The 19,888-nt window shown below is 45.5% G+C and carries 20 protein-coding genes, 3 tRNA genes, 1 other RNA gene, 1 pseudogene and 1 riboswitch; of the genes and pseudogenes, 5 read left to right on the plus strand and 20 right to left on the minus strand.

What is annotated here, in order from left to right:
* The first annotated feature begins 80 nt into the window (after nucleotides 1–80).
* Nucleotides 81–488: a 3-hydroxyacyl-ACP dehydratase FabZ gene (gene fabZ, locus RJ60_RS02470; protein WP_099828790.1), complete on the plus strand. Its 408-nt coding sequence runs from the start codon at nucleotides 81–83 to the stop codon at nucleotides 486–488.
* Nucleotides 489–597: 109 nt separating this feature from the next.
* Here the strand turns inward: fabZ and RJ60_RS02475 are convergent, their stop codons facing one another.
* On the minus strand, nucleotides 598–1,995 hold the full coding sequence (locus RJ60_RS02475) for a Do family serine endopeptidase (protein ID WP_099828791.1): 1,398 nt from the start codon (nucleotides 1,993–1,995) through the stop codon (nucleotides 598–600).
* A gap of 123 nt (nucleotides 1,996–2,118) precedes the next feature.
* On the opposite strand from RJ60_RS02475, the gene RJ60_RS02480 reads away from it, so the two are divergent.
* Entirely contained in the window at nucleotides 2,119–3,393 is a 1,275-nt protein-coding gene (locus tag RJ60_RS02480) for an SLC13 family permease (RefSeq protein ID WP_099828792.1), read from the plus strand.
* On the opposite strand, the gene RJ60_RS02485 is transcribed toward RJ60_RS02480, so the two are convergent.
* The 7 genes from RJ60_RS02485 to RJ60_RS02515 form a co-directional block, all read right to left on the minus strand.
* Nucleotides 3,325–5,067 (minus strand): YgiQ family radical SAM protein, encoded by a 1,743-nt coding sequence (locus tag RJ60_RS02485; protein WP_099828793.1) that lies wholly within the window; start codon nucleotides 5,065–5,067, stop codon nucleotides 3,325–3,327. The two genes, RJ60_RS02480 and RJ60_RS02485, sit on opposite strands and share 69 nt — an antisense overlap.
* Before the next feature lie 20 nt (nucleotides 5,068–5,087).
* An RNA gene (rnpB, locus tag RJ60_RS02490) (RNase P RNA component class A) lies at nucleotides 5,088–5,416 on the minus strand.
* A 4-nt stretch (nucleotides 5,417–5,420) separates the two neighbouring features.
* Nucleotides 5,421–6,326 carry a TIGR01212 family radical SAM protein gene (locus RJ60_RS02495; protein WP_099828794.1) on the minus strand — a complete coding sequence of 302 codons (906 nt, stop codon included), beginning with the start codon at nucleotides 6,324–6,326 and terminating at the stop codon, nucleotides 5,421–5,423.
* A complete protein-coding gene (locus RJ60_RS02500) occupies nucleotides 6,316–6,825 on the minus strand; it encodes a hypothetical protein (protein ID WP_099828795.1) in 510 nt (169 codons plus the stop codon). Before RJ60_RS02500 ends, RJ60_RS02495 begins: the two co-directional genes overlap by 11 nt.
* Nucleotides 6,822–7,352 carry a 2-amino-4-hydroxy-6-hydroxymethyldihydropteridine diphosphokinase gene (folK, locus tag RJ60_RS02505; protein WP_099828796.1) on the minus strand — a complete coding sequence of 177 codons (531 nt, stop codon included), beginning with the start codon at nucleotides 7,350–7,352 and terminating at the stop codon, nucleotides 6,822–6,824. The genes RJ60_RS02500 and folK overlap by 4 nt, the downstream gene beginning before the upstream one ends.
* On the minus strand, nucleotides 7,342–8,688 hold the full coding sequence (locus RJ60_RS02510; RefSeq protein WP_099828797.1) for a radical SAM protein: 1,347 nt from the start codon (nucleotides 8,686–8,688) through the stop codon (nucleotides 7,342–7,344). Before RJ60_RS02510 ends, folK begins: the two co-directional genes overlap by 11 nt.
* Nucleotides 8,654–9,451, minus strand: a complete 798-nt coding sequence (locus RJ60_RS02515) for a type III pantothenate kinase (protein WP_099828798.1) — start codon at nucleotides 9,449–9,451, stop codon at nucleotides 8,654–8,656. Before RJ60_RS02515 ends, RJ60_RS02510 begins: the two co-directional genes overlap by 35 nt.
* A gap of 172 nt (nucleotides 9,452–9,623) precedes the next feature.
* On the opposite strand from RJ60_RS02515, the gene RJ60_RS02520 reads away from it, so the two are divergent.
* The 3 genes from RJ60_RS02520 (at nucleotide 9,624) to RJ60_RS02530 (ending at nucleotide 9,877) form a co-directional block, all read left to right on the plus strand.
* A tRNA-Lys gene (locus tag RJ60_RS02520) sits at nucleotides 9,624–9,699 on the plus strand.
* Nucleotides 9,700–9,784 (plus strand) — tRNA-Leu (locus RJ60_RS02525).
* 18 nt (nucleotides 9,785–9,802) lie between these two features.
* A tRNA-Gly gene (locus tag RJ60_RS02530) sits at nucleotides 9,803–9,877 on the plus strand.
* Between the two features lie 190 nt (nucleotides 9,878–10,067).
* Here the strand turns inward: RJ60_RS02530 and guaA are convergent.
* The 12 genes and pseudogenes from guaA to amrS all read right to left on the minus strand — a co-directional run bounded on the left by guaA (nucleotide 10,068) and on the right by amrS (nucleotide 19,874).
* On the minus strand, nucleotides 10,068–11,573 hold the full coding sequence (guaA, locus tag RJ60_RS02535) for a glutamine-hydrolyzing GMP synthase (protein ID WP_099828799.1): 1,506 nt from the start codon (nucleotides 11,571–11,573) through the stop codon (nucleotides 10,068–10,070).
* 31 nt (nucleotides 11,574–11,604) lie between these two features.
* Nucleotides 11,605–11,703: riboswitch (purine riboswitch) on the minus strand.
* Between the two features lie 38 nt (nucleotides 11,704–11,741).
* A complete protein-coding gene (locus RJ60_RS02540) occupies nucleotides 11,742–12,569 on the minus strand; it encodes a hypothetical protein (RefSeq protein ID WP_099828800.1) in 828 nt (275 codons plus the stop codon).
* A gap of 4 nt (nucleotides 12,570–12,573) precedes the next feature.
* Nucleotides 12,574–13,719 (minus strand): tRNA guanosine(34) transglycosylase Tgt, encoded by a 1,146-nt coding sequence (gene tgt / locus RJ60_RS02545; protein ID WP_099828801.1) that lies wholly within the window; start codon nucleotides 13,717–13,719, stop codon nucleotides 12,574–12,576.
* Nucleotides 13,712–14,341, minus strand: a complete 630-nt coding sequence (locus RJ60_RS02550; protein ID WP_099828802.1) for a cyclodeaminase/cyclohydrolase family protein — start codon at nucleotides 14,339–14,341, stop codon at nucleotides 13,712–13,714. The genes tgt and RJ60_RS02550 overlap by 8 nt, the downstream gene beginning before the upstream one ends.
* A gap of 1 nt (nucleotide 14,342) precedes the next feature.
* Nucleotides 14,343–15,092 carry a deoxyribose-phosphate aldolase gene (gene deoC / locus RJ60_RS02555; protein WP_099828803.1) on the minus strand — a complete coding sequence of 250 codons (750 nt, stop codon included), beginning with the start codon at nucleotides 15,090–15,092 and terminating at the stop codon, nucleotides 14,343–14,345.
* A 36-nt stretch (nucleotides 15,093–15,128) separates the two neighbouring features.
* Nucleotides 15,129–15,677, minus strand: coding sequence for an HDIG domain-containing metalloprotein (locus tag RJ60_RS02560; protein WP_099828804.1), 549 nt, complete (start codon nucleotides 15,675–15,677; stop codon nucleotides 15,129–15,131).
* Between the two features lie 40 nt (nucleotides 15,678–15,717).
* Nucleotides 15,718–16,353: pseudogene (gene radC / locus RJ60_RS02565) on the minus strand (DNA repair protein RadC); the annotation flags it as partial.
* A 1-nt stretch (nucleotide 16,354) separates the two neighbouring features.
* Nucleotides 16,355–16,918: a nucleoside triphosphate pyrophosphatase gene (locus RJ60_RS02570; protein WP_099828806.1), complete on the minus strand. Its 564-nt coding sequence runs from the start codon at nucleotides 16,916–16,918 to the stop codon at nucleotides 16,355–16,357.
* On the minus strand, nucleotides 16,906–17,415 hold the full coding sequence (locus tag RJ60_RS02575) for a Gx transporter family protein (protein WP_099828807.1): 510 nt from the start codon (nucleotides 17,413–17,415) through the stop codon (nucleotides 16,906–16,908). Before RJ60_RS02575 ends, RJ60_RS02570 begins: the two co-directional genes overlap by 13 nt.
* Nucleotides 17,416–17,521: 106 nt before the next feature.
* Nucleotides 17,522–17,872, minus strand: a complete 351-nt coding sequence (locus RJ60_RS02580) for a NusG domain II-containing protein (RefSeq protein WP_099828808.1) — start codon at nucleotides 17,870–17,872, stop codon at nucleotides 17,522–17,524.
* Complete coding sequence (locus RJ60_RS02585; protein WP_099828809.1) at nucleotides 17,869–18,909, minus strand: FAD:protein FMN transferase; 1,041 nt, start codon at nucleotides 18,907–18,909, stop codon at nucleotides 17,869–17,871. The genes RJ60_RS02580 and RJ60_RS02585 overlap by 4 nt, the downstream gene beginning before the upstream one ends.
* Entirely contained in the window at nucleotides 18,879–19,874 is a 996-nt protein-coding gene (gene amrS / locus RJ60_RS02590; protein ID WP_099828810.1) for an AmmeMemoRadiSam system radical SAM enzyme, read from the minus strand. Before amrS ends, RJ60_RS02585 begins: the two co-directional genes overlap by 31 nt.
* Nucleotides 19,875–19,888 lie beyond the last annotated feature (14 nt).

Consider the following 19,888-nt stretch of genomic DNA (forward strand, 5'->3'; position numbering starts at 1 on the left):
AGGGCCCAAGGAGACCAATAAAGTATGGATTTCGGACGCTTTGCGGTCTTATTGACCGGAAACGCTACAGGAGGAGAGCTTTGAAAGACAAGGAGTATGTTCAAGAGAGAATTCCTCACAGAGACCCTTTTCTGTTAGTGGACGGTGTAACATCTATTGGAGAAACGGAGGCTAAAGCTTACAGAGATATCCTTGAAGATGATCCCGTTTTCAGAGGCCACTTTCCCGGGTGCCCAATCTACCCGGGAGTACTAATAATTGAGGGTCTAGCACAAACGGCGGGAATTCTTCTTCTAAAGCCTGGGACAACCCCTTTGTTCGTAGGAATAGAAAAAGCACGGTTCAAGACCATAGTTAAACCTCCATGCAGACTTGAATACTCAATCAGACTGATTGGAAGAAAGATGAATCTTGCCAAAATAGATGCTACAGCTTTTGTAGATGGCAAACTTTCTGTCAAGGCAGTTCTACTTGTCACTTCGCTATAACAATGATTTTGGAAAGAAAAAACCCCTGTGCTATAATTTAGGCGTTGATCCTGCACAGGGGACTAAAGGGGGTAAGCCGTCACCTTCGAAGGGTGACGGCATTTCCATTTTAGAACTGGAAAGAAGCAACGAATCTTACGCCGCTTCTATAGACGAAGAAAGCCACGTAATCTCCCTCTCTTATGCTATCAACAGCTTCTTCAAAAGCACTTACATTATCAATAGCCACCTGATTTCCATTTATGCTTAAACGGGTTATTATGTCGTCTTTCCCTATGCCCAGCCTGTATACTATTCCTTCTGTGCTTACACTCCTAACGATTATCCCTCTGAACTCTTGAGAAAGGCCGAGACGCTCTCTGTCTTCAGGAGTTATCTCGGAAACCGAGAGGCCTAAAGAGCTCTCGAAAGCTTTTGGCTCTTCACTCTCTTCCTGTGAAGAAGTACTTTCTTGAGAAAGGGTCCCAAGGACTGCAGTTACAACAATCCTCTCTCCGAACCTGTCGATCGTGATTCTAACTTGAGAACCAGCAGGGTAGTTGAGTACAGCTGCTCTAAGCTCAGAGGAGTTTGAGATCTCAAGATTTTCGAATCCGACTATTACGTCTTGTGGCCTAATTCCCGCCTTGTCAGCAGCTGAGTCAGGTACGACATCGGTTATTAAGGCGCCTTTATCAACTTTGAGACCCAACGATCGAGAGATTGCCTCAGTGACGGAGTCCATGTACACTCCCAGATAAGCCCTCTGAACCGATCCCGTTTCGATTATCGAATCAACGAATCTCATAGCAACGTTGATCGGTATTGCGAAGCCAAGAGAAGTCCCAACGTCGGGAGATATAATGGCTGTGTTGATTCCGATAACCTGACCATAAATGTTGAGGAGTGGACCTCCACTATTACCGGGGTTGATTGCTGCATCAGTCTGGATAAGATTCGAATAGACTCCGTTACCGTCGGGTTTCGGTAGCTGCCTGCCGACAGCGCTGATCACGCCGAGGGTAACTGTGTGTTTTAGACCAAAAGGATTGCCTATCGCAATTGCCCATTCGCCTATCCTAAGAGAGTCGGAGTCACCGACTTCAACAATGGGAAGATCGGCACCGTCCGGTTCGATCTTTATCACGGCAATGTCTAGTTCGGCGTCTCCTCCAATATACTTTGCCGGATAGACGTTGCCGTCGAGAAGAGATACCGATATCTTGTCTGCTCCAGCGACAACATGTTCGTTAGTGAAAATATAGCCATCTTTACTGAAGATGAACCCGGACCCAACGCCGGTCACCTTCTGATCGGGAATTTCACCAAAAAAACGCCTGAAGAATTCCTCGAAACCGTAAGGATCTCTGATGGAATATTTCCTTGTCGCCTCAACGTCTACTTTGACAACTGCTGGTCCTGCTGCTTCAACTACGTTAATAACTGGGCTCTCGTAGCCTTCATTAACCAGGGCCAGAGAAGCCACTGATAACATAACTACAACAAGTACTACAGAAACCTTCTTCATAACTCTGACCTCCTTCTTCGAGTTGGCTACTCCGGTATCAATTTGACTGAAAATTTTTGTCCATTGTTCAAGGAATTGGTTGGTGATATACTGTTATAGTTCATTTTCGAGAGGTGACTCGAAATGCAGTGGTTGTTCGTTCTAGTTGTTTTTGTTCTGGCTTACATTCTCATAATATCTGGTAAATTCAATAGATCTACCGTTGCGTTTGCAGCAGGTATAATCATACTTCTTTCTAAAGTAATACCTAACTTCGATATGAAGGAAATTGGTTTTCTTGTAGACTTCAATACGATAGGCATTCTTATCGGAATGATGATAGTGGTCGGCACTCTTAGGACAACAGGGTTCTTCGAGTTTGTGGCTGTTCATGTTGTGAGGATTTCGAAGGGAAATGTTAGAGCATTATTAGTCTTCTTTATGGTTACAATTGCGCTTTTCTCTGCCTTTCTAGACAACGTCACTACTATACTTCTCTTTGCCCCGATAATATTTCTTGTTGCGGATTCTCTGGAAGTCTCCCCCAGAAACTTCCTGCTTGCGGGTGTCCTCGCCGCAAACGTTGGAGGAACGGCAACGCTGATTGGAGATCCGCCCAATATCCTTGTCGGTTCAGCGAGTGGATTCGGATTTATGGATTTCATAAGGATAGATGGCCCTATTACTCTCATTGCACTGCTAATTACTGTCGTCTTTCTTGACAGAAGGGTTTTCAAGAGTTATAGATTGATGGGAGACAAACTTCAGCGGCTTGCAAGTATGGATCCCAACAAGGCTATAGTCTCAAAATCCTCACTGTACAAGTCGCTGACCGTGTTTTTTGGAATAATAGCAGGATTCCTTCTGCACGACTTGATAGGAGTTGAGCCATCTTTGATTGCCCTCGGCGGTGCTGCTGCTGCGATGATCCTTAGCGGTAAGAGTTTTTCAAGTCTGTCTGAGGATATCGAATGGGACACGATCTTTTTCTTCATGGGGTTGTTTGTGCTTGCGTCGGCACTCCAACAAGTAGGTATTACGTCATCTATTTCCGATCTACTTGGTTCTCTTTCGGGCAACAGGATCATTCTCTTTCTAACACTTTACTGGTTATCTGCACTCATGAGCGGTTTTATCGGTGCGGTGCCGGCTGTAACATTTATGATTCCCGTTATTGAGGGGATGACTGCAAAATACGGAGTTCCCATGGATGTTTGGTGGGTGATATCGATCTCAGCGTGTTTTGGGGGGAGTTTCTCAATTGCGGGCGCCGCAGCCAATATGGTTGGTGTCGGACTGATAGAAAAGCATTCAAGGGAAAAGCTGAGTTATTCGGATTTCTTGAAGTTTTCAATGCCGTTGACGATCATGACCCTTGCTGCCGGTACTGCGTATATCCTTGTGAGGTTTTCCTTCTAGGGTTCGTCTTTCAGTTAAAACCTCTTTTTGTGCTTTTCTAGAACCTGAGGACTTTTCTACAAAGATTGAGTCGCCATTTTCTGAAGTCATCTCAGTGTAATACATAGCCGTGGAGAGTGTCGAAGGTGAAGGAGTGAAAATCTGGACTTGCTCAGGATTATAGCGCATTTTCTCTCGAATAAATCTCTTTAGTTCTTCCATGTCCCGAATCGTGCACCCTGGGTGGGCCGCGATGAAGTAACCAACAACGAAGTTTTTTCTGTCTGATAGCCGATCAACTTCTTCAAGAAAGCTAGTCAGCATCTTATTCGAGGGTTTGCACATGTGTTCAAGCACATGATCGACTGTGTGCTCTGGAGCTATCTTCAGCTGCCCCGAGACGTGGTTTTTCATTAGTTCCTTCAGAAATTCCTTCCCGTATCTTTTATCACCTAGAATGAGATCATATCTGATGCCCGAGGAGACGAATACATGTTTTACTCCAGGAATTTCTCTCGCTCTTTTTAGAAGAGACAAATATCTTGAATGATCAGGTTCCAAAGAGCCGCATACCTCCGGGAAGAGGCATCTCTTGGTTCGGCAGGCTCCAGCCTTCAGCTTAACCAAACACTCGTAGCCGTACATGTTCGCCGTTGGTCCACCTATGTCAGTTACGGTTCCTCTGAAATTACCATCTCTTGTGAGAGAAACGACTTCGTCAAGAATAGATGTCTCACTTCTTGAGACTACTGTCCTTCCCTGATGAAGGGCAATTGCGCAGAAATTGCACTGACCATAGCAACCTCTATGGCTCGTCACTGAATAGCGTACCGTATCAACAGCTTTAACTCTACCTTTGGAGAGAGATACAGGATGCACGGTACGAGTGAAAGGAAGAGAGTAGAATGAGTCCAGCTCCTCTTGAATAACAACTGGCGGTTTGTTCTGAACAACATATCTGTTATCCTGGAGCTGGTAAAGCCGATTCCCTCTTGCGGCATCGGTCTCTTCGTGGATCATTCTGGTGAGCTTGAAGTAATCCTTCTTGTTGCGGACTACAGACTCATGTGATGGGAGTTCCACTCCATCCGGTTTTGCGCTTGACCAGAAAGCTGTACCCTCTACATTGTGAGACACTCTTCCTTGATTAGCAATCTCTCTGGCAATTTCCACAATCGGTTTTTCTCCCATTCCATAAACAAGCAAATCGGCTTTGGAATCAAGGAGAATCGACTTCTTTATTCTGTCGCTCCACCAATCAAAATGAGAGAATCTTCTCAGACTAGCTTCTATGCCTCCAATAACTACAATTGTGTCTTTAAATGCCTGCCTAATTAGGTTAGCATAGACCGTCACTGCCCTATCGGGTCTCTTTCCCCCGATCCCTCCTGGTGTGTAATCATCGCTCTTTCTCTTCTTCCCGGTTGAAGTATAGTTTGCAACCATCGAATCGGCATTCCCAGAGGTCACACCAAAGAAGAGTCTTGGTCTTCCCAGCGCTCTGATCTCTGTGGTTGTTCTCCAGTCGGGTTGTGAGATAACACCAATTCTCCACCCATCAGATTCAAGGACCCTGGCTATCATTGCAGTTCCAAAGGAAGGATGATCAACAAAAGCATCCCCCGTTACAAGGATCACATCGAGAACGTTCCAGTTTCTTTCTACCATCTCTTCGGTCGTCATTGGTATATTCATAAGGCACTCCAAAAAGAAAAACGGGAAGCGAAACCGTAAGCCGGATTCTGTTACTGTGACCATCTATCTGGGAGCCATGTTACCATAGCCCTCTTGCATCCTACCCGAAAGGGATTTGGTGGGCATCCTCAGACCCTTTCTGCTTGGACTTGCTCCAGACGGGGGTTACCAGGCCTGCCGGTCGCCCGACAGCCGGTGAGCTCTTACCTTCACCTTTCCATCCTTGCCCTAAGGCGGTCTTCTTTTCTATGGCCCTTTCCGGAGATCACTCTCCCTGGGTATTACCCAGCGCCCCTGCCCATGGAGTCCGGACTTTCCTCGGAATTTCCGCGGTCACACGTTTCGCTTCCCGATTAGATTGCCAAGGCCTTAATGCCCTGATATCTACCTTCAATTATCATCTTTCTCTCGATCATATTCAAGAGCTTGATCTTCGACATTCCCCAGTTACCGAAGAGAGTACCTTCGATCGGCGGATCGGAGACGAGTCTGTGGATTATTACGTTTTCGTTCAAATGCTCAAGAAAGAGAATGACTCTCTCCACAAATTGCTCTGCAGTACCTAGGTCCACTTTTCCCTTCTTATACATTCTCGCTAGCTCAGTGCCTTCAACAATGTACAGAGAGTGAATCTTAACTCCTTCGATACCAAGTACTGAGATCAACCTTGCCGCTTCGCAGACATCCTCTTCGGTATCCCAAGGCAGATTGGCTATCACGTGAGTGACTACCTCAATACCTCTCTTTCTCGCTCTCAATGAAGAATCGACAAATTGTGCAAGCGTATGTCCTCTATTAATAGCTTTCAGAGTGTTTGGATTAATGCTCTGAAGACCGAGTTCAAGAATAACGTCAACTTCTTCGGAGAACTCCTCCAGAAGATCCAGTACTTCTTCCGACACAAGATCCGGTCTTGTCGAAATGTCCAGTATTACTACATCTTCAATGAGAGCCTCTCTGTACACTGTTCTCAGTCTTTCAGTTGGTGCGTACGTATTCGAGTTGGCCTGAAAGTATGCCATGAACTTTCCAATTCCCTTTTTTCTAAGAAGAGATATTCTTTGAAAGAGCTGTTCCCTCAAAGAAAGACTGGAGTCAACAGAGAACCCGCTTCCCGAAGGATCGCAGTATATGCAACCTCCAATTCCATTGACTTTATGAGGACATGAAAAACCGGCATCAAGTGGGACTCTATGAACATACTCGCCGTACTTAAGCCTCAGGTGAGTCTTCAGATCTTTGTAGGGCTTATGATTCAACGGATCTCACCAGACTCTTTTCGAACTCTTTGAAGGCATCAACTGCAGAGTTTACCTCCTCTTTGGAACTACCTATGAACAAATACAGCCACTTTCCCGAGAACCACGTCTTCACAAATCCTCCATCGATCTTCCCCGAAAATTCTCCATAGATCCACGGTATCGCACTTACGAGCGCTCTGAATTCATTTGAAATTTCTCTAATCAGCGAATACCAGAGACTTGTGGTCCCTGAAGCGGTCTCGAATTTCGCTATATATATGCTGAGCTCCTTCGTTCCTTTTGCGAATTCTTTATGAAGAAGAAGAGAGTCTTCATTAAGAGTAAAGCCTAATAGTCTGCCTCCAACACTTGTAGTCGTTGAAATGTCCATGTAGCCACTCATAGTGAATCCTGCGAACCTACCAGGTACCAGGTCAACTCTGGAGCTTCCACAGGAAGAAACCAGAATTACCAGAAACAATAGCGCTACGATGAAACGGGATTGTTTGCCTCTCATTTCTTCACCTCCCGGTCGATTAATTCTCTGAAGCGTCTGGCTTTCAAGAAGGGCTTAGGCCAACTCTCCTGTCCCAGCCTCTCTAAATGATCCGAAAAGAGAGTGCCGTCTCTCGGGTCCTTAAGCTCCCTATCAATTTCAAGCAAGGGGACCAGAACGAACTTCCTATTAATTATATCGCTATGAGGAACTGTAAGCTCTACTGTCTGGAGAACCGTTTTTCCGTGAAGCAAGATATCGATATCAATCTCCCTCGGACTCCATCTGAATCTTTGAACTCTGCCAACAGCATTTTCAATGAACTTAATATCTCTTATGAGTAACCTGACATCTCCTGAGTAACGGAACTTGCCGACACAGTTCAGGAAATCATCCTGCTCTGTGTTTCCGTACGGTTGTGTAGTGTATACTGACGAGACCTCTAAAAGGGGCAATCCCAATTCGATGAGCTTTGTGAAAGCTTCCGCGATGTAATTCAGTCTGTTGTCGATATTGCTACCAAATGCGAGAAATAGATCACTCTCCACTCAACTTCCTCCGTAATGACCACGCCGCTTCTTTTAGTCTCTGCACAGTGTCCAACGAGAATCCCTGCTTCCACCAGTGCGGAATGATCGAGTTGTCAAGAAGTAGTGGGTCAATATCTTCAGCAAATGAACCTCTTTCAATTAGTTCTTTCCATTGCAGAGTTCCTGGTATAGGCGTGAATTCGTTAAGACTTGGGGACAGGCCTAACTCTTCACAGATTCTCAGTGAGTCCAGTACATCTTCTTCGCTCTGTCCAGGTAGATTCAGCATGATGTAGGCGCTAATCTCCTTGTAGGTGAATCCGGCCTTTGAGAGGTTATCGACGGCTCTGTAGATATCGTTAAGAAAAACTTTCCCCCCTGTGGAAGTTTGCAAGGCTCGATCTGAAGTCTCCAGTCCGATTTTAATCGTCTTGAAGTTATTAGCGTACATCAAATCTGCGGTTTCCCTGTCTACAAATCGCGCGTGCACTCCATTAGGCAGGTGAAACCTTGTTCTTATGCTACGATGTTCGATTTCTTTCATAAGTGTCTTGAAACCGCCACCAACAAGAATCGCGTCATCAAAAAAGACAATGTCTGAGAGATTCGATGATTTAACCAGGTACTCGATATGCTCTGCAGTCTTTGTCGGATCTCTTCTTAAGAAATGGCGCCATAGATAACTACTTGCGCAGTAAACGCATCTGAAAGGGCACCCTAGACTGGTTATTACAACAGCATAATGCGGAGATTCGTAGGCCGAGTAATCGGGACTAAGCTCATCAAACCAATCAGACTGAACAGATTTGTTTATTCCGAGGAATAGCAGAGCCTTCTCTATAGGCTTCATTCCCGTTCCGGGACAGACCAAATCTGCCCCTGCATTCCTTTTTGCGTGTTCCGGAAGCAGCGTTGCGTAGACCCCACCAAGCACAATAGGTATTGACGGCAACTCTTGGCGAACAACCCTTATTGTGTCGCTCACTCCATAATGCCAGTACGTCATCATAGAAGTAACGAAGACACCGTCAACGTGGTCTAGTTGTTGCAGTTTGCTCCTGAATACTTCTTCAGGAAAACCGAACCTCTTGAACCTTCTTGGGATGGAAGCTATACAGTCTGGTTTTGGAACAACGGTTTCCACGAACTTCCCGGTTCCGAAGTATTTTTCACCTGAACCGGAGGAATATGAGAGAAGGTCCGAATCGTATCGATCAAGACAGTCAACTAAGACCGGTTCAACTCCAAGGGTTTTCAGAGCAGAAGATATGTACAATAACCCCAAAGGCTTTAGCCAGTAATCGTAGGCTGATACATCTTCAATCCAAGGATTGATCAGTAATATTCTTTTCAAATGACTTCACTCGATTGTAATAGGATCTTATTCCCTTCAAGGTTAGATAAGGGTCGTCCATTTCTATGAACCCATCTTCAGTAATGAAGAGACGTGCTTTTCCACCCGTTCCAACGATTTTCGGCTTGACATCAAACTGCTTCTCGATTTCGCTAATAATTCCCTGCAGAGCGAAATACGTTCCGTTTACTATACCGATTCTAAGGTTGTCCTCAGTACTCGTTCCGAAGTAGTGGTCTTCAAAGAAGAGCTCGACTTCCGGCAGCTTTGCAGTCCTGGAGAAGAGAGCAGACATCGCCGTTTCAGGTCCAGGAAGAATTGCGCCACCTGCAAATGCGCCATCCATAACAATATCTATGGTAATTGCAGTCCCAACATCGACAACGATTACGTTGGCTCCGTAACATTCCTTCGCGCCCATTACGTTTGCCAGTCTATCGGCACCAATTTCCGAAGGGTTGTCTGTTTCCAGATCGACAGAAACAAACCTATCGGCCTTGACAAACATGGCCGGTTCCAACAGATATTTTCTGGCGAAGTAATCAATTGTTGAGTTTAGTCTTGGAACAACGCTTGCCACACAAAGCCCTTTTATACTCGAAAGTGAAGCTTGTTCGTACCTCAAGAGTCCTTCAAGAATGACGAATAGTTCATCTTCCGTCTCGAGCCTCAAAGAAGGAAGCCTCCATACAGCCTCTATTTTGCTCCCACTGTCGAGACCAAAAACGGTCGTCGTGTTTCCCACGTCAGCAAGTAACAGCATTCTATACCTCCTAGCTAGATAGTAACATCTCATTTGGACTCTTTGTACTAGCATTGGTTCTGGCCAATCCTTGCTGTTTCACATTATCTTAATAATTCTCTCCACTTGATAGGCAGATGATGTGATGATATAATCTTTCTGCCAGCGCAGGCTGGAGACTGTAAGTGGGAGCGACTCGCTAGCTCAGCAGGTAGAGCACCTGACTTTTAATCAGGGGGTCGCGGGTTCGAATCCCGCGCGAGTCACCAGCGAGAGTGGCGAAATTGGCAGACGCGCTGGACTTAGGATCCAGTGGGGAGACCTGTGAGGGTTCAAGTCCCTCCTCTCGCACCAGAGAATGATTCTCTTCATGCGGATGTAGCTCAGTGGTAGAGCACCTGCTTGCCAAGCAGGGGGTCGCGGGTTCGAACCCCGTCTTCCGCTCCAGGAAGACGCCTGAAGGCGTCTTCTTTTTTATACGATCTTATCTTTCTGTTCCCGGATATCTATTCGGTCATTGAAAGAGCAGAAAGCGCTTTCTCGTAAGAAAAACTGGAAAGCAAACCTACCTCAATGAGGGTGCTTTGAGCACCACTGGTTTTCTGAATAGCTGTCCGGCTGGGTTACCGTCTTCTTCTCACTCCCATTCGATGGTTGCAGGAGGTTTGTCAGTTATGTCGAAAACGACCCTTCCGACTTCCTTCACCCGAGACGTAATCCTTGAAGAGACTTCTCTAAGAAGGTTATGAGGAAGCGCATGCCAGGAAGCAGTCATGCCTTCATGGCTATCTACGGCTCTAAGTGCAACTACGGAACCATATGATCTCTTGTCACCTTTAACCCCGACGCTTGAAATTGAGAGCAGCACCGCAAAGGACTGCCAGATCCTTTCTATTTCGCCCGATTCTTCAAGCACTTCGAGAAAGATAGAGTCAACTTCCTTTAATATTCTTGCCCTTTCGGCTGTTACTTCGCCGATTATCCTCACCCCTAGGCCGGGTCCAGGAAAGGGTTGTCTGTTAATCAGGGTTTCATCTATGCCGAGAGATCTACCAAGATTCCTTACTTCATCTTTGAAGAGTTCTCTTATTGGCTCGAGGAGCGTCAGTTTCATATTCTCAGGCAGACCACCAACATTGTGGTGACTCTTGATCTTCTCCGCACTTCTGGAGGATGCGCCGGATTCAATGACATCAGAGTAGATCGTTCCCTGCAGAAGAAAGTCTGCACTCAGTTTATTTGCTTCTCTTTCGAAGACCTTGACGAATGTCTCTCCTATCGCTCTCCTCTTGTCCTCGGGATCAACAATCCCTTTTAGTGCAAAGAAAAACTCTTGGGACGCATCAACAGTTATAACGTTCATACCGAGACTCTTCAGAGTTCCTGGGACTTCAAGTTCCTCGTTCTTTCTCATCAAGCCATGATTTACGAAGATTCCGATGAAGTCGTCGCCTATTGCTCTGGTTGTCAATGCTGCAGCTACAGTCGAATCAACCCCTCCAGAAAGCCCGCCAACAACCTTTTTCCCTTCAACGGTTCTTCGGATCTCTCCAATCTTCTCATTCGCGAAATCAGAGATCTTCCAATCCCGAGAAGCTCCGCATATGCCAAGTACAAACTTTTCTATCAACTCCTTTCCATATTGAGTTTGATGAACCTCTGGATGAAATTGAAAGGCCAAGTCTCTACCGTTCGTGAATCCGGCAATCGTTCCATTTCTGCTTCGGGCAATGACTGAACAACTCTCAGGTAGACTGGTTACTTCGTCTCCATGACTCATCCAAACTTCTATCTCACTAGGGATTCCACGAAGATGATTAGTGTCGACAGATATCGCAGTGAGGCCATACTCGCCACGAATTCCGCGTGAGACAAACCCTCCCATTCGTTTTGCCAGCAGGTGCATTCCGTAGCATATTCCGAGGATAGGCACGGAGAGTTCATGTAGTTGTTCAGGGACATCAGCAGAGCCTTCTTCATAGACGCTTTGCGGGCCGCCAGAAAGAACAACGCCTCTTATGCTGTTGTCGAATGTGAAGCAGTCCGGAGTTGTTACGGTGCAAAGAACACCGATTTCTCGTATTCGTCGAGCGAGAAGGAGCGTGTATTGAGATCCGTAGTCAAGAACAATAATCCTGTCCATTTTGCCTCCGAAAGAAAAAACCCCCAGGCGGGGTAGTATTAATGCACGCCGTAGAAAGAAGGTTATGGCCTTCTGTAGAAACTCCCGCGCCGATTCGCGGGATTATACGGGTAAATGGATTCTATCACCTCGGAAAACGCTAGGTACTAAGGATTAGTAAATAAAGAATCACCACCGGCCAAGAAGCCCCACACTCCAGGTTCTCTCGAAACTAATAGATTCGATCTTATTAGTGAGGTTAGTACCAATTCCGGATGTAATAAGCATGTCTCCAACCCTAACCTCGATTCCTCCTCCGACAAGAAAATCCATGTTTCCGAGAAGATCCGCGTTCATCGAGACTCCTGCTCGAGCCGAAAAAAGACTGTTGTATGTATACTGTGTCGAAAGGCCAAAATACTTGATTTCCAATCCCTCTCTTGTTCCCAATTCAAGTCCTATCATGAAAGGGTCAGGAACAAATCGTATTCCTGCCAGAAGATCGATCGAATTTGCGGATGAACCGCTATTCCAAATAGAACTACTGAAGGCTACTACGTAGTCCAGGATCTCGTAAGCCTTTCCAGTAATACCACCCTTGATTGCGACACCGTAGTTTGTTGTTGTTGCGGTGGACATGTTTATTTGTAGATCTACGCCATAGGCAGTTAGGGGCCCAAGTTCGCCAGATATCATGTAGCTGAGAGACCTAATACTTGACGTTTTGCCAATATCCATATAGTACTGAAGCATTCCAGCCATTCCGTCATCGGAGTCCTCAAATAACTGAACGTATAGTCCACGCTCATTTGATGAAGGGGAAGCGGTTGTGGTGAGTTCAACAAAGCTCGATGAAAATGCTGAATTGAGTACTCCATAGAGATCTGATGGACTTCCAAATCCCGAACTATACCCTTTTGCCAGTATGCCATTTCCTCCTGTTTGAAGCGAGAATGGATTCAATGCCGCAGTAACCACACCAAGAGATACGACCACTAAAATCAAGAGCTTCTTCATCTTATCACCCCATACGTTCTTCAGAAGTCTTTGGATTAACTGCTTGAATAAGGCCGGTTTCTAGGCAGTAGTTTTTGAATTCAGCCAGTCTATCTTCAAGTATAGCCTCTCGGATCTTCTTCACGAACTGCATAAGAAAGCTGATGTTATGGTAACTCAACAGAGTCTTTCCAAGTATCTCATCCCTCGTAAAAAGGTGATGAATGTACGCTTTACTGTATGTTGAACAGACTTTGCATTGACAAAATGGATCAACAGGAGATCTGTCCAACTTGTTTCTCGCCGATTTCAGGTTAACTCTTCCCCGCGATGTAAGAGCTGCCCCGTGCCTTCCTAGCCTTGTGGGGAGAACACTGTCGAACATGTCAACGCCGTTTTCGACAGCAACCATTATCAGTTCGGGTGTCCCGACTCCCATTAGATATCTAGGCCGATCCTCCGGTAGAAACTCGACAGAGCTTGAAAGCACCCTCTCGGTAGTCTCAAAATCCTCTCCGACGCTCAACCCGCCTAGTGCAAACCCGTCAAAATCCATGGCGGTTATTTGAGAAGCGCTTTCTTCTCTTAAGTCGTTGAAGAACCCTCCCTGAACTACACCGAAAAAGGACTGCTTACTGTTCCTTCTATGTGCGATCAAAAATCTCTTTGCCCAAGCCGTTGTTCTATTCACGGAATTCCTTACGTATTCCTTTGTTGCACTTGGTTCAGTACACTCATCAAAAGCCATTGCAATGTCTGATCCAACAGCTTCTTGTATCTCCATCGAAAGCTCTGGAGTAACGAAAAGACTCCTCCCATCAAGCGGTGAGCGAAACTTAACTCCTTCATCGCTCACCTTTTTGTCTTTTAGCGAGAAAACCTGGAACCCCCCGCTATCCGTTAGGATTGAATGACCCCAAGACATGAACTTGTGAAGTCCACCGAAATCTCGTAGAATATCGAGCCCCGGGCGCAAGAACAAATGAAAAGCGTTGCCAAGTATTATTCTTGCTTCGAGTTCATGGAGCTGGTCTTGCCATATTCCCTTAACTGTTCCATTGGTCCCAACCGGCATAAACACTGGCGTATCAAACTCTCCGTGAGGAGTACTAATAATGCCGGTTCTTGCCTTTGATTCGGTGCTAGATGCTCTGATGCTCAGCTCAACCATTTCGCTTCCCGATTATCTCGATGATTTTCTCGTAGGAAGCGTTTATCTGTTTTTCCAACTGCTTCATTTCTTCATTTACCCACGAGCCATAATCAGGGTCTTTAAGAGATTTCATGTTTATCATTACGTTGGCTTTAGCTATTTTGTAAACCGCATGAAGAAGGTGAGCGGCACTTTCTGCGTCCGAAAGCACATTTGAGTTCCCCCACTTGGCAAGTCGTTCGACGTTGAAAATGATATTCTTGCAGCGTCTGGCGAGATCAAAAGGCACTTCTATTGCTGTTTTCAAAGCCTGCTGAACCTTCATCTCCCTGCTATTCTTTTCATCATCTGTGGCCTTTGACATCTTATAGGCTGACATCACCTGGTCGAACGCCTGGATATCGCGGTTCATAAGATCACATAGGTAGTTGCTTTCTGACTCAAAGACTTCTAAAGCGGACTCCATATGACCTTCAACATCTTCGTATCCCTTCTTGCCAATGGTCAAGTTCGCAACCATAGACCCTAATGACGCTGCGAGAGCAGCTACGACCGCACCTACTGCTCCGCCTCCTGGAGTTGCAGATTTCTCAGCAACTTTCTTCAAGAAGTCTTTAACTGGTAGTGTGCAGAAATCCATTTTAATAACCCCCCCAATTATCATTTGATTCTCCAGTCACTATCTTTATACCAGAACTTGTACCTATCCTGTTTGCGCCGGCGACTATCATTTTGAGAGCATCTTCTCTTGACTTGACACCTCCGGAGGCCTTTACTCTGCATTTGTCACCGACCACAAATTTCATAAGCGAAACATCTTCTATAGTTGCTCCACCTGAGGAGAAACCGGTAGAAGTCTTCACGAAAGCGGAACCTGCCTCTCTCGAAATAACGCAGCCAGCGATCTTCTCTTCTACGGTCAACAAACAAGTTTCCAAAATCACCTTAACAGGTTTTCCATGAGCCGATTCTACCACTTTAACTATGTCATCAAAAACGGTTTCGTACTCTCCAGCCTTCAGAAGGCCCACGTTGATCACCATGTCAAACTCGTCTGCCCCATTGTCAGAGGCCCATGAAGCTTCGAAAACTTTTGCTTCACTTGACATCTGTCCCAAAGGAAATCCCACAACAACCGTCTTTTTTACATCACTTTCTGCGAGCAACTTAGTTGCCAAAGGAATGTATCCGCTATTCACACAGACACTCCAGAACTCATAACGCATAGCTTCTTCACAAAGCTTTCTTACCATTTCTGGTGTTGCGTCGGCCTTCAGAAGAGTATGGTCGATGAATCTCGAGACATTTAGTTTATCGGGCAGTTCTCTAACAACAGGGGAGTATTCTTCCTTGTATCTCCTGATTTCGTTCCTAACTGATTCTTTAATCATCGCATCACCTTTCCTTCTCTCACTCTTTTTGAAATCTCAAAGCTCCAAATCATTTGAAATTCCCTGCATAGCTCTTAAGGAAAGAGAGAGAAACTCCGGAAGGGAAATTCCAAATTCTGAACAACTTGCCATTTGCTCCCTGCTTGCGCCCTTAGCAAACGACTTCTCCTTGAATCTGTTCAAGAGGAATTCGACATCAATATCGACAAGTTGGGTTCCTTTTCTGATAAGGACGGCAGCTACTATGAACCCTGTCACAGGGTCGGCTGCATAAATGGCTTTCTCAATAAGTGACTCCCTCTCCTTCTTATCACAGTGCGCTAGAATAGCATCTTTCACTTCGTTGGGAAGATCCTTTCCTTCAAGCATCTGCACGGACTTGTTACCGTGTTCATTGAAATTATCCTTTGTGAATTCGTAGTCAAGATCATGGAGAAGCCCTGCCATAGCCCAAACATCTCTATCCTGTTCCAGCTTTTCAGCCAGAGCTTTCATTACCGCCTCAGTAGCAAGTACGTGCTTAATTAGATTCTTTGAATGTATGTTGTTTCTTATAAGAAGCATTGCCTCTTCTCTCGAAATCATTATGCGCCACCTCCGCTGTGAAGACCTTTCCTGCTGCAAAACTATAGTATCTGCCGCTTCCTATTATAACGTGATCCAGCATCTTAATTCCGAGAGTTTCTCCAGCGTTTCTAATCCTAGAGGTAATGCCTTCGTCCTCTTTGCTGGGAGATGGATCACCGGAGGGGTGATTATGGACGAGGATTATTGCTGCGGCAGTTCTGCTGATGGCGGGTTTGTAGACCTCTCTGGGATGAAGAAGGGAAGAATCCAGAATTCCTATGCTCACAGTGTTGAGACCTCTGTAGTTCAGTTTGGTATCTAAAGAAATCACTCTTACTGTCTCCCTATCCATGAAGGCCATATCATGGCAAAGACAGTAGACACCCTCCGGTTCGTCAAGACGTACCCTTGTATTTTCCGACATTTCTCTGAAGATTCTCTGCCCTAGTTCAAGAGAGGCTTTCAGACACACGGCTTTTGCTGTGCCGAGGCCTTTGATATTCATGAGTTCAGATACCTCAGCAGAAAGAAGCGCAGTCAACGAACCATAGTAGTTGAGAAGCTCTTCACTCATCTGAATTACACCTTTGCCTTTGCTTCCTGTTCTCAGCAGAATTGCTATTAGTTCACTATTGGTGAGAGAGCCGGCACCGTATTCTATCAGTTTCTCCCTTGGCATCAATTGGGTGTCCATTTTATTCTACCCCCCGCGAATGAAGCTCCTGCCATAGCCTTCCAACTGGTAATCCCATCACATTGTAAAAGTCTCCTGAGATGCATTTCACGAAGAGTGCGCCGTAATCCTGTATTCCGTATGCGCCGGCTTTGTCCAGAGAGATGCCGCTTTCCGCATACTCTCGCAAAACTCTCTCAGGTACTTCTCTGAAAGTGACTTCGGTCTCTTCAATAAACTCGAAGGCGATCTTCTCGGAAACTACTGACAGTGATGTGTATACTGAGTGAGTTTTTCCTGTAAGGGACGAAAGCATCCTGAACGCCTCATCAACAGAACTTGGTTTTCCAAGCACAAATCCATCTAGCACAACTACTGTATCTGCTCCCACAACTATTGAATCGGGACGTCTGAGATAGACGTTTTGGGCCTTTCTGTGAGATAGCTCCGAAAGCTCAGCTTCGGAGTATCTCTCAGAGAGATTCTCTTCAACTCCTTCGGGAGGGACGATCTCAAAGGGGATTCTTAGTAGCCGAAAGAGCTCTTTTCTTCTGGGAGAAGATGAACCTAATATCAGTCTTGCCAAAGAGTATCACCAATCCTTCGAATGACTTCAAATGCAATATAAGCATTGATTACTGCCGATATCGATCCAAGAAGCAACATGTAAGGGTAAAGAAAAACGATCTCAAAGCTTTTCACAACTATCGTTGAAGCAACCAGCAATTGAGTGAAATTATTGACAGAAGCACCGACAAGGCTGATTCCTATCAAGCCGAATTTCTCTGTTTTGCTAAGTAGCCACATAACTGAGGCCGATGTAGAAGCTCCCGAAATCCCCATCAAGAATCCAGGTGTTGCTAGTCTTCCTGTTAAGAGGCTGCCTATGAAGGTTTTCCCAATAGAAATGGCGATAACGTCTTTGAATGGCATTCCTGATAGAGCTAATAACAAGACAAGATTTGAGAAGCCCCATCTTCCGCCTGGAACTGGCAAAGGAAAAGGTATGAGGGTTTCTAGAAGATAAAGTACAGAACCTATCGCTATTAACATCGATAGTGTGGTTACTCTTCTTGCCTCCATTACTACTCCATCTTCGTGACAGGTGACAAACCCGCGCCGAAATTTTTCTGCGGACAAATTTGCCGGTTGCACAAGGGATTTCACCTAGATATTTTGAAAAAAAGCCTCACTGCGTTATCACATCGATGTCGCTTATGCCTGAAGGAATTCTTATGATTATCTTGTTTGGAACGCATACAATCGGTATATTCGGCTTGTCTATCGCACCCTGTGAAACACATAGTTTTTCTGGGCAATCGGAATCTACAACTGAGATCCTTCCGCCTTCCACTTTGACTAGCATTCCAACATCAAGATAAACTTGTTGGTCTTCCTTAAGGTTCATGGTTCTTATCAGATTCCCATCAAAATAGATCTCAGCTACATGAGAGGAGGTTCCCCTTGGGAACAAAAGAATCACAATCACTGCTAACAGTGACACAACAAGCGCGAAGTCGTATTTTGTGAATAACTTCATCGCTCCTGATAAACTTCAAAACCCGGTGACTTAAAAGTACTCATATCTTCCATTACGAGAAGAACGAGTGCTCCAAATCTCGGCAAGAATGTTACTCCCGGCTCCATACCAATCACAAAGGCGGCAGTTGCATATGCATCTGCAAGCATGGCGCTTCTGCCAATAACGGTTGCGCTAATAACTCCGTTGCGGGATGGGTATCCAGTCTCTGGATCGAGAATGTGGTGGTAACGTACGTTGTCTTCCACAAAAAATCTTTCATAGTCCCCAGAAGTAGCAACTGCACCATCATATAGATAGATATACTCGATAACGTCTTGGACACTCTCCCCTCTCGGATCTCTCACACCGATTATCCACGGCCTGCTTCCGTACTTCGGACCGATTACCCCAATGTCTCCGCCAGCATCAATGAAGCCAGTCGCTCCCTCGTCGAGCGCTTTGATCTTCGCAATAGCCATATCTACTGCGTATCCCTTTGCAATCGCTCCAAGATCCATCATTGCACCGTCCGACAGCGAGACATATCCTGTCTTCTCATCGAACGTGATCCTGGAGAATCCGGTGGAACGTAGAGCGGCTTCGATTTCATCTTCTGAAGGAATTCTTCTCAACGAAGACTCATCGTCAAAACCCCACAGTCTGGTTAGCGAATAAAGTGTAGGATCGAATGCACCGGATGTGTTTCTCGAGATCTCAAGAGCGGACTTAATAAGGAAACTTGTTTCTTTGTCGATGTCATGAAGCTCTCCACTTCTGTTTAGCTCGGCAATTATGCCATTGGTTCGGCTACCGAATTTTTCGTCAATTCGCTTGATCTCGCTTAAGGCGGCTTCTGCCAGAGCAACAGGAGACATTTTCGAGGATGAAACTCTTATGGTAACATAAGTCCCAAGAAGGTATTCGGTTCTGTCGTAGTACTCAACAGGTTTCTGTCGAAAGAAAACGAAAATCAGCAGAACCATCGCAGAGATAAAAAGCAACGCATAGGCTACAGTACGGCTTCTCAGGAGACTACTGGAATCTCTTCCTGGCACTTATTGCACCTTCCTTTTTCATCTATGCCGATTACTGAACTTCGCATTCCCTTCCTCTCAATCAGAAGATTTCCACAGTGAGGGCATGACGTATCGGAGAGACCGGGAAGACTAATGTTCCCAACATAGACATATCTCAAGTATTCTTTTGCAACATCTGCAAGCCTTACCAGCGACTCTGGAGAAGTGGGCGGGATCTCACTCCTGTAGTTAGGATAATATCTGTTTATGTGAAGGGGAATGTCTTTCGAAAGCTCTGAAATCCATTTTGCCTCTTCTCTCATTTCTTCAGTGGAATCATTCTTACCAGGAATTATTAATGTTGTCAATTCCAAATGCGTTCCTACCTTTTTTGCCGTCTCTATTGATCTTAGAACATTTCTCTTCTCTGTGCCAATTTCATTGATGTAGAAGTCATCGTTCCAACCCTTTAAATCGATATTCATTGCTCTAACCGACTGTGAAAGGAGATCCATTGGCTCCTCTTCAATCACACCGTTTGTAACAAGCACACTGTAAATTCCTTCCTTTGCCGCCGCTCTCGAGGTGTCAAGAATGAACTCGAAAGAGACTATTGGTTCATTATACGTGAATGCGATGCCCCTAGACTCCCTTTCAAGGGCTATCTGAATCAGCTGCTGAGGCATCACACGCTTCACTGTTTTCGGTCTCTCTTTGGAGATTTCCCAGTTCTGACAGAAATTGCACTTAAGATTGCACCCCCACGAACCTACCGACAGTATTGTCTCTCCCGGATAGAAATGGTACAGAGGTTTCTTCTCGATTGGATCTATTGCTATCGAAGTAAGCTGACCGTAATTCAGCGAATACAACATTCCGTCAACGTTCTTCCTTACACCACAGAAGCCAACCTGATTTGGCTTAATCACACAACGCATAGGACAGAGTAGGCACTGAAGAGCGTCTTCTTCACCATATTCGTCAAAATACACGGCCGATTTCAAAACAACCACCTCTT

This window comes from Mesotoga sp. B105.6.4 (genome assembly GCF_002896535.1).
Lineage (GTDB): Bacteria > Thermotogota > Thermotogae > Petrotogales > Kosmotogaceae > Mesotoga.

What these genes read in the sequence shown, in the direction of transcription:
- guaA (WP_099828799.1), bottom strand. Translation starts at nt 11,573, where the DNA reads ATGGACAGGATTATTGTTCTTGACTACGGATCTCAATACACGCTCCTT.
- RJ60_RS02475 (WP_099828791.1), bottom strand. Translation starts at nt 1,995, where the DNA reads ATGAAGAAGGTTTCTGTAGTACTTGTTGTAGTTATGTTATCAGTGGCT.
- RJ60_RS02515 (WP_099828798.1), bottom strand. Translation starts at nt 9,451, where the DNA reads ATGCTGTTACTTGCTGACGTGGGAAACACGACGACCGTTTTTGGTCTC.
- RJ60_RS02485 (WP_099828793.1), bottom strand. Translation starts at nt 5,067, where the DNA reads ATGAATATACCAATGACGACCGAAGAGATGGTAGAAAGAAACTGGAAC.
- RJ60_RS02575 (WP_099828807.1), bottom strand. Translation starts at nt 17,415, where the DNA reads ATGGAGGCAAGAAGAGTAACCACACTATCGATGTTAATAGCGATAGGT.
- tgt (WP_099828801.1), bottom strand. Translation starts at nt 13,719, where the DNA reads ATGGTTGAGCTGAGCATCAGAGCATCTAGCACCGAATCAAAGGCAAGA.
- RJ60_RS02500 (WP_099828795.1), bottom strand. Translation starts at nt 6,825, where the DNA reads ATGAGAGGCAAACAATCCCGTTTCATCGTAGCGCTATTGTTTCTGGTA.
- RJ60_RS02480 (WP_099828792.1), top strand. Translation starts at nt 2,119, where the DNA reads ATGCAGTGGTTGTTCGTTCTAGTTGTTTTTGTTCTGGCTTACATTCTC.
- RJ60_RS02580 (WP_099828808.1), bottom strand. Translation starts at nt 17,872, where the DNA reads ATGAAGTTATTCACAAAATACGACTTCGCGCTTGTTGTGTCACTGTTA.
- RJ60_RS02550 (WP_099828802.1), bottom strand. Translation starts at nt 14,341, where the DNA reads ATGGATTTCTGCACACTACCAGTTAAAGACTTCTTGAAGAAAGTTGCT.
- RJ60_RS02540 (WP_099828800.1), bottom strand. Translation starts at nt 12,569, where the DNA reads ATGAAGAAGCTCTTGATTTTAGTGGTCGTATCTCTTGGTGTGGTTACT.
- RJ60_RS02560 (WP_099828804.1), bottom strand. Translation starts at nt 15,677, where the DNA reads ATGATTTCGAGAGAAGAGGCAATGCTTCTTATAAGAAACAACATACAT.
- deoC (WP_099828803.1), bottom strand. Translation starts at nt 15,092, where the DNA reads ATGATTAAAGAATCAGTTAGGAACGAAATCAGGAGATACAAGGAAGAA.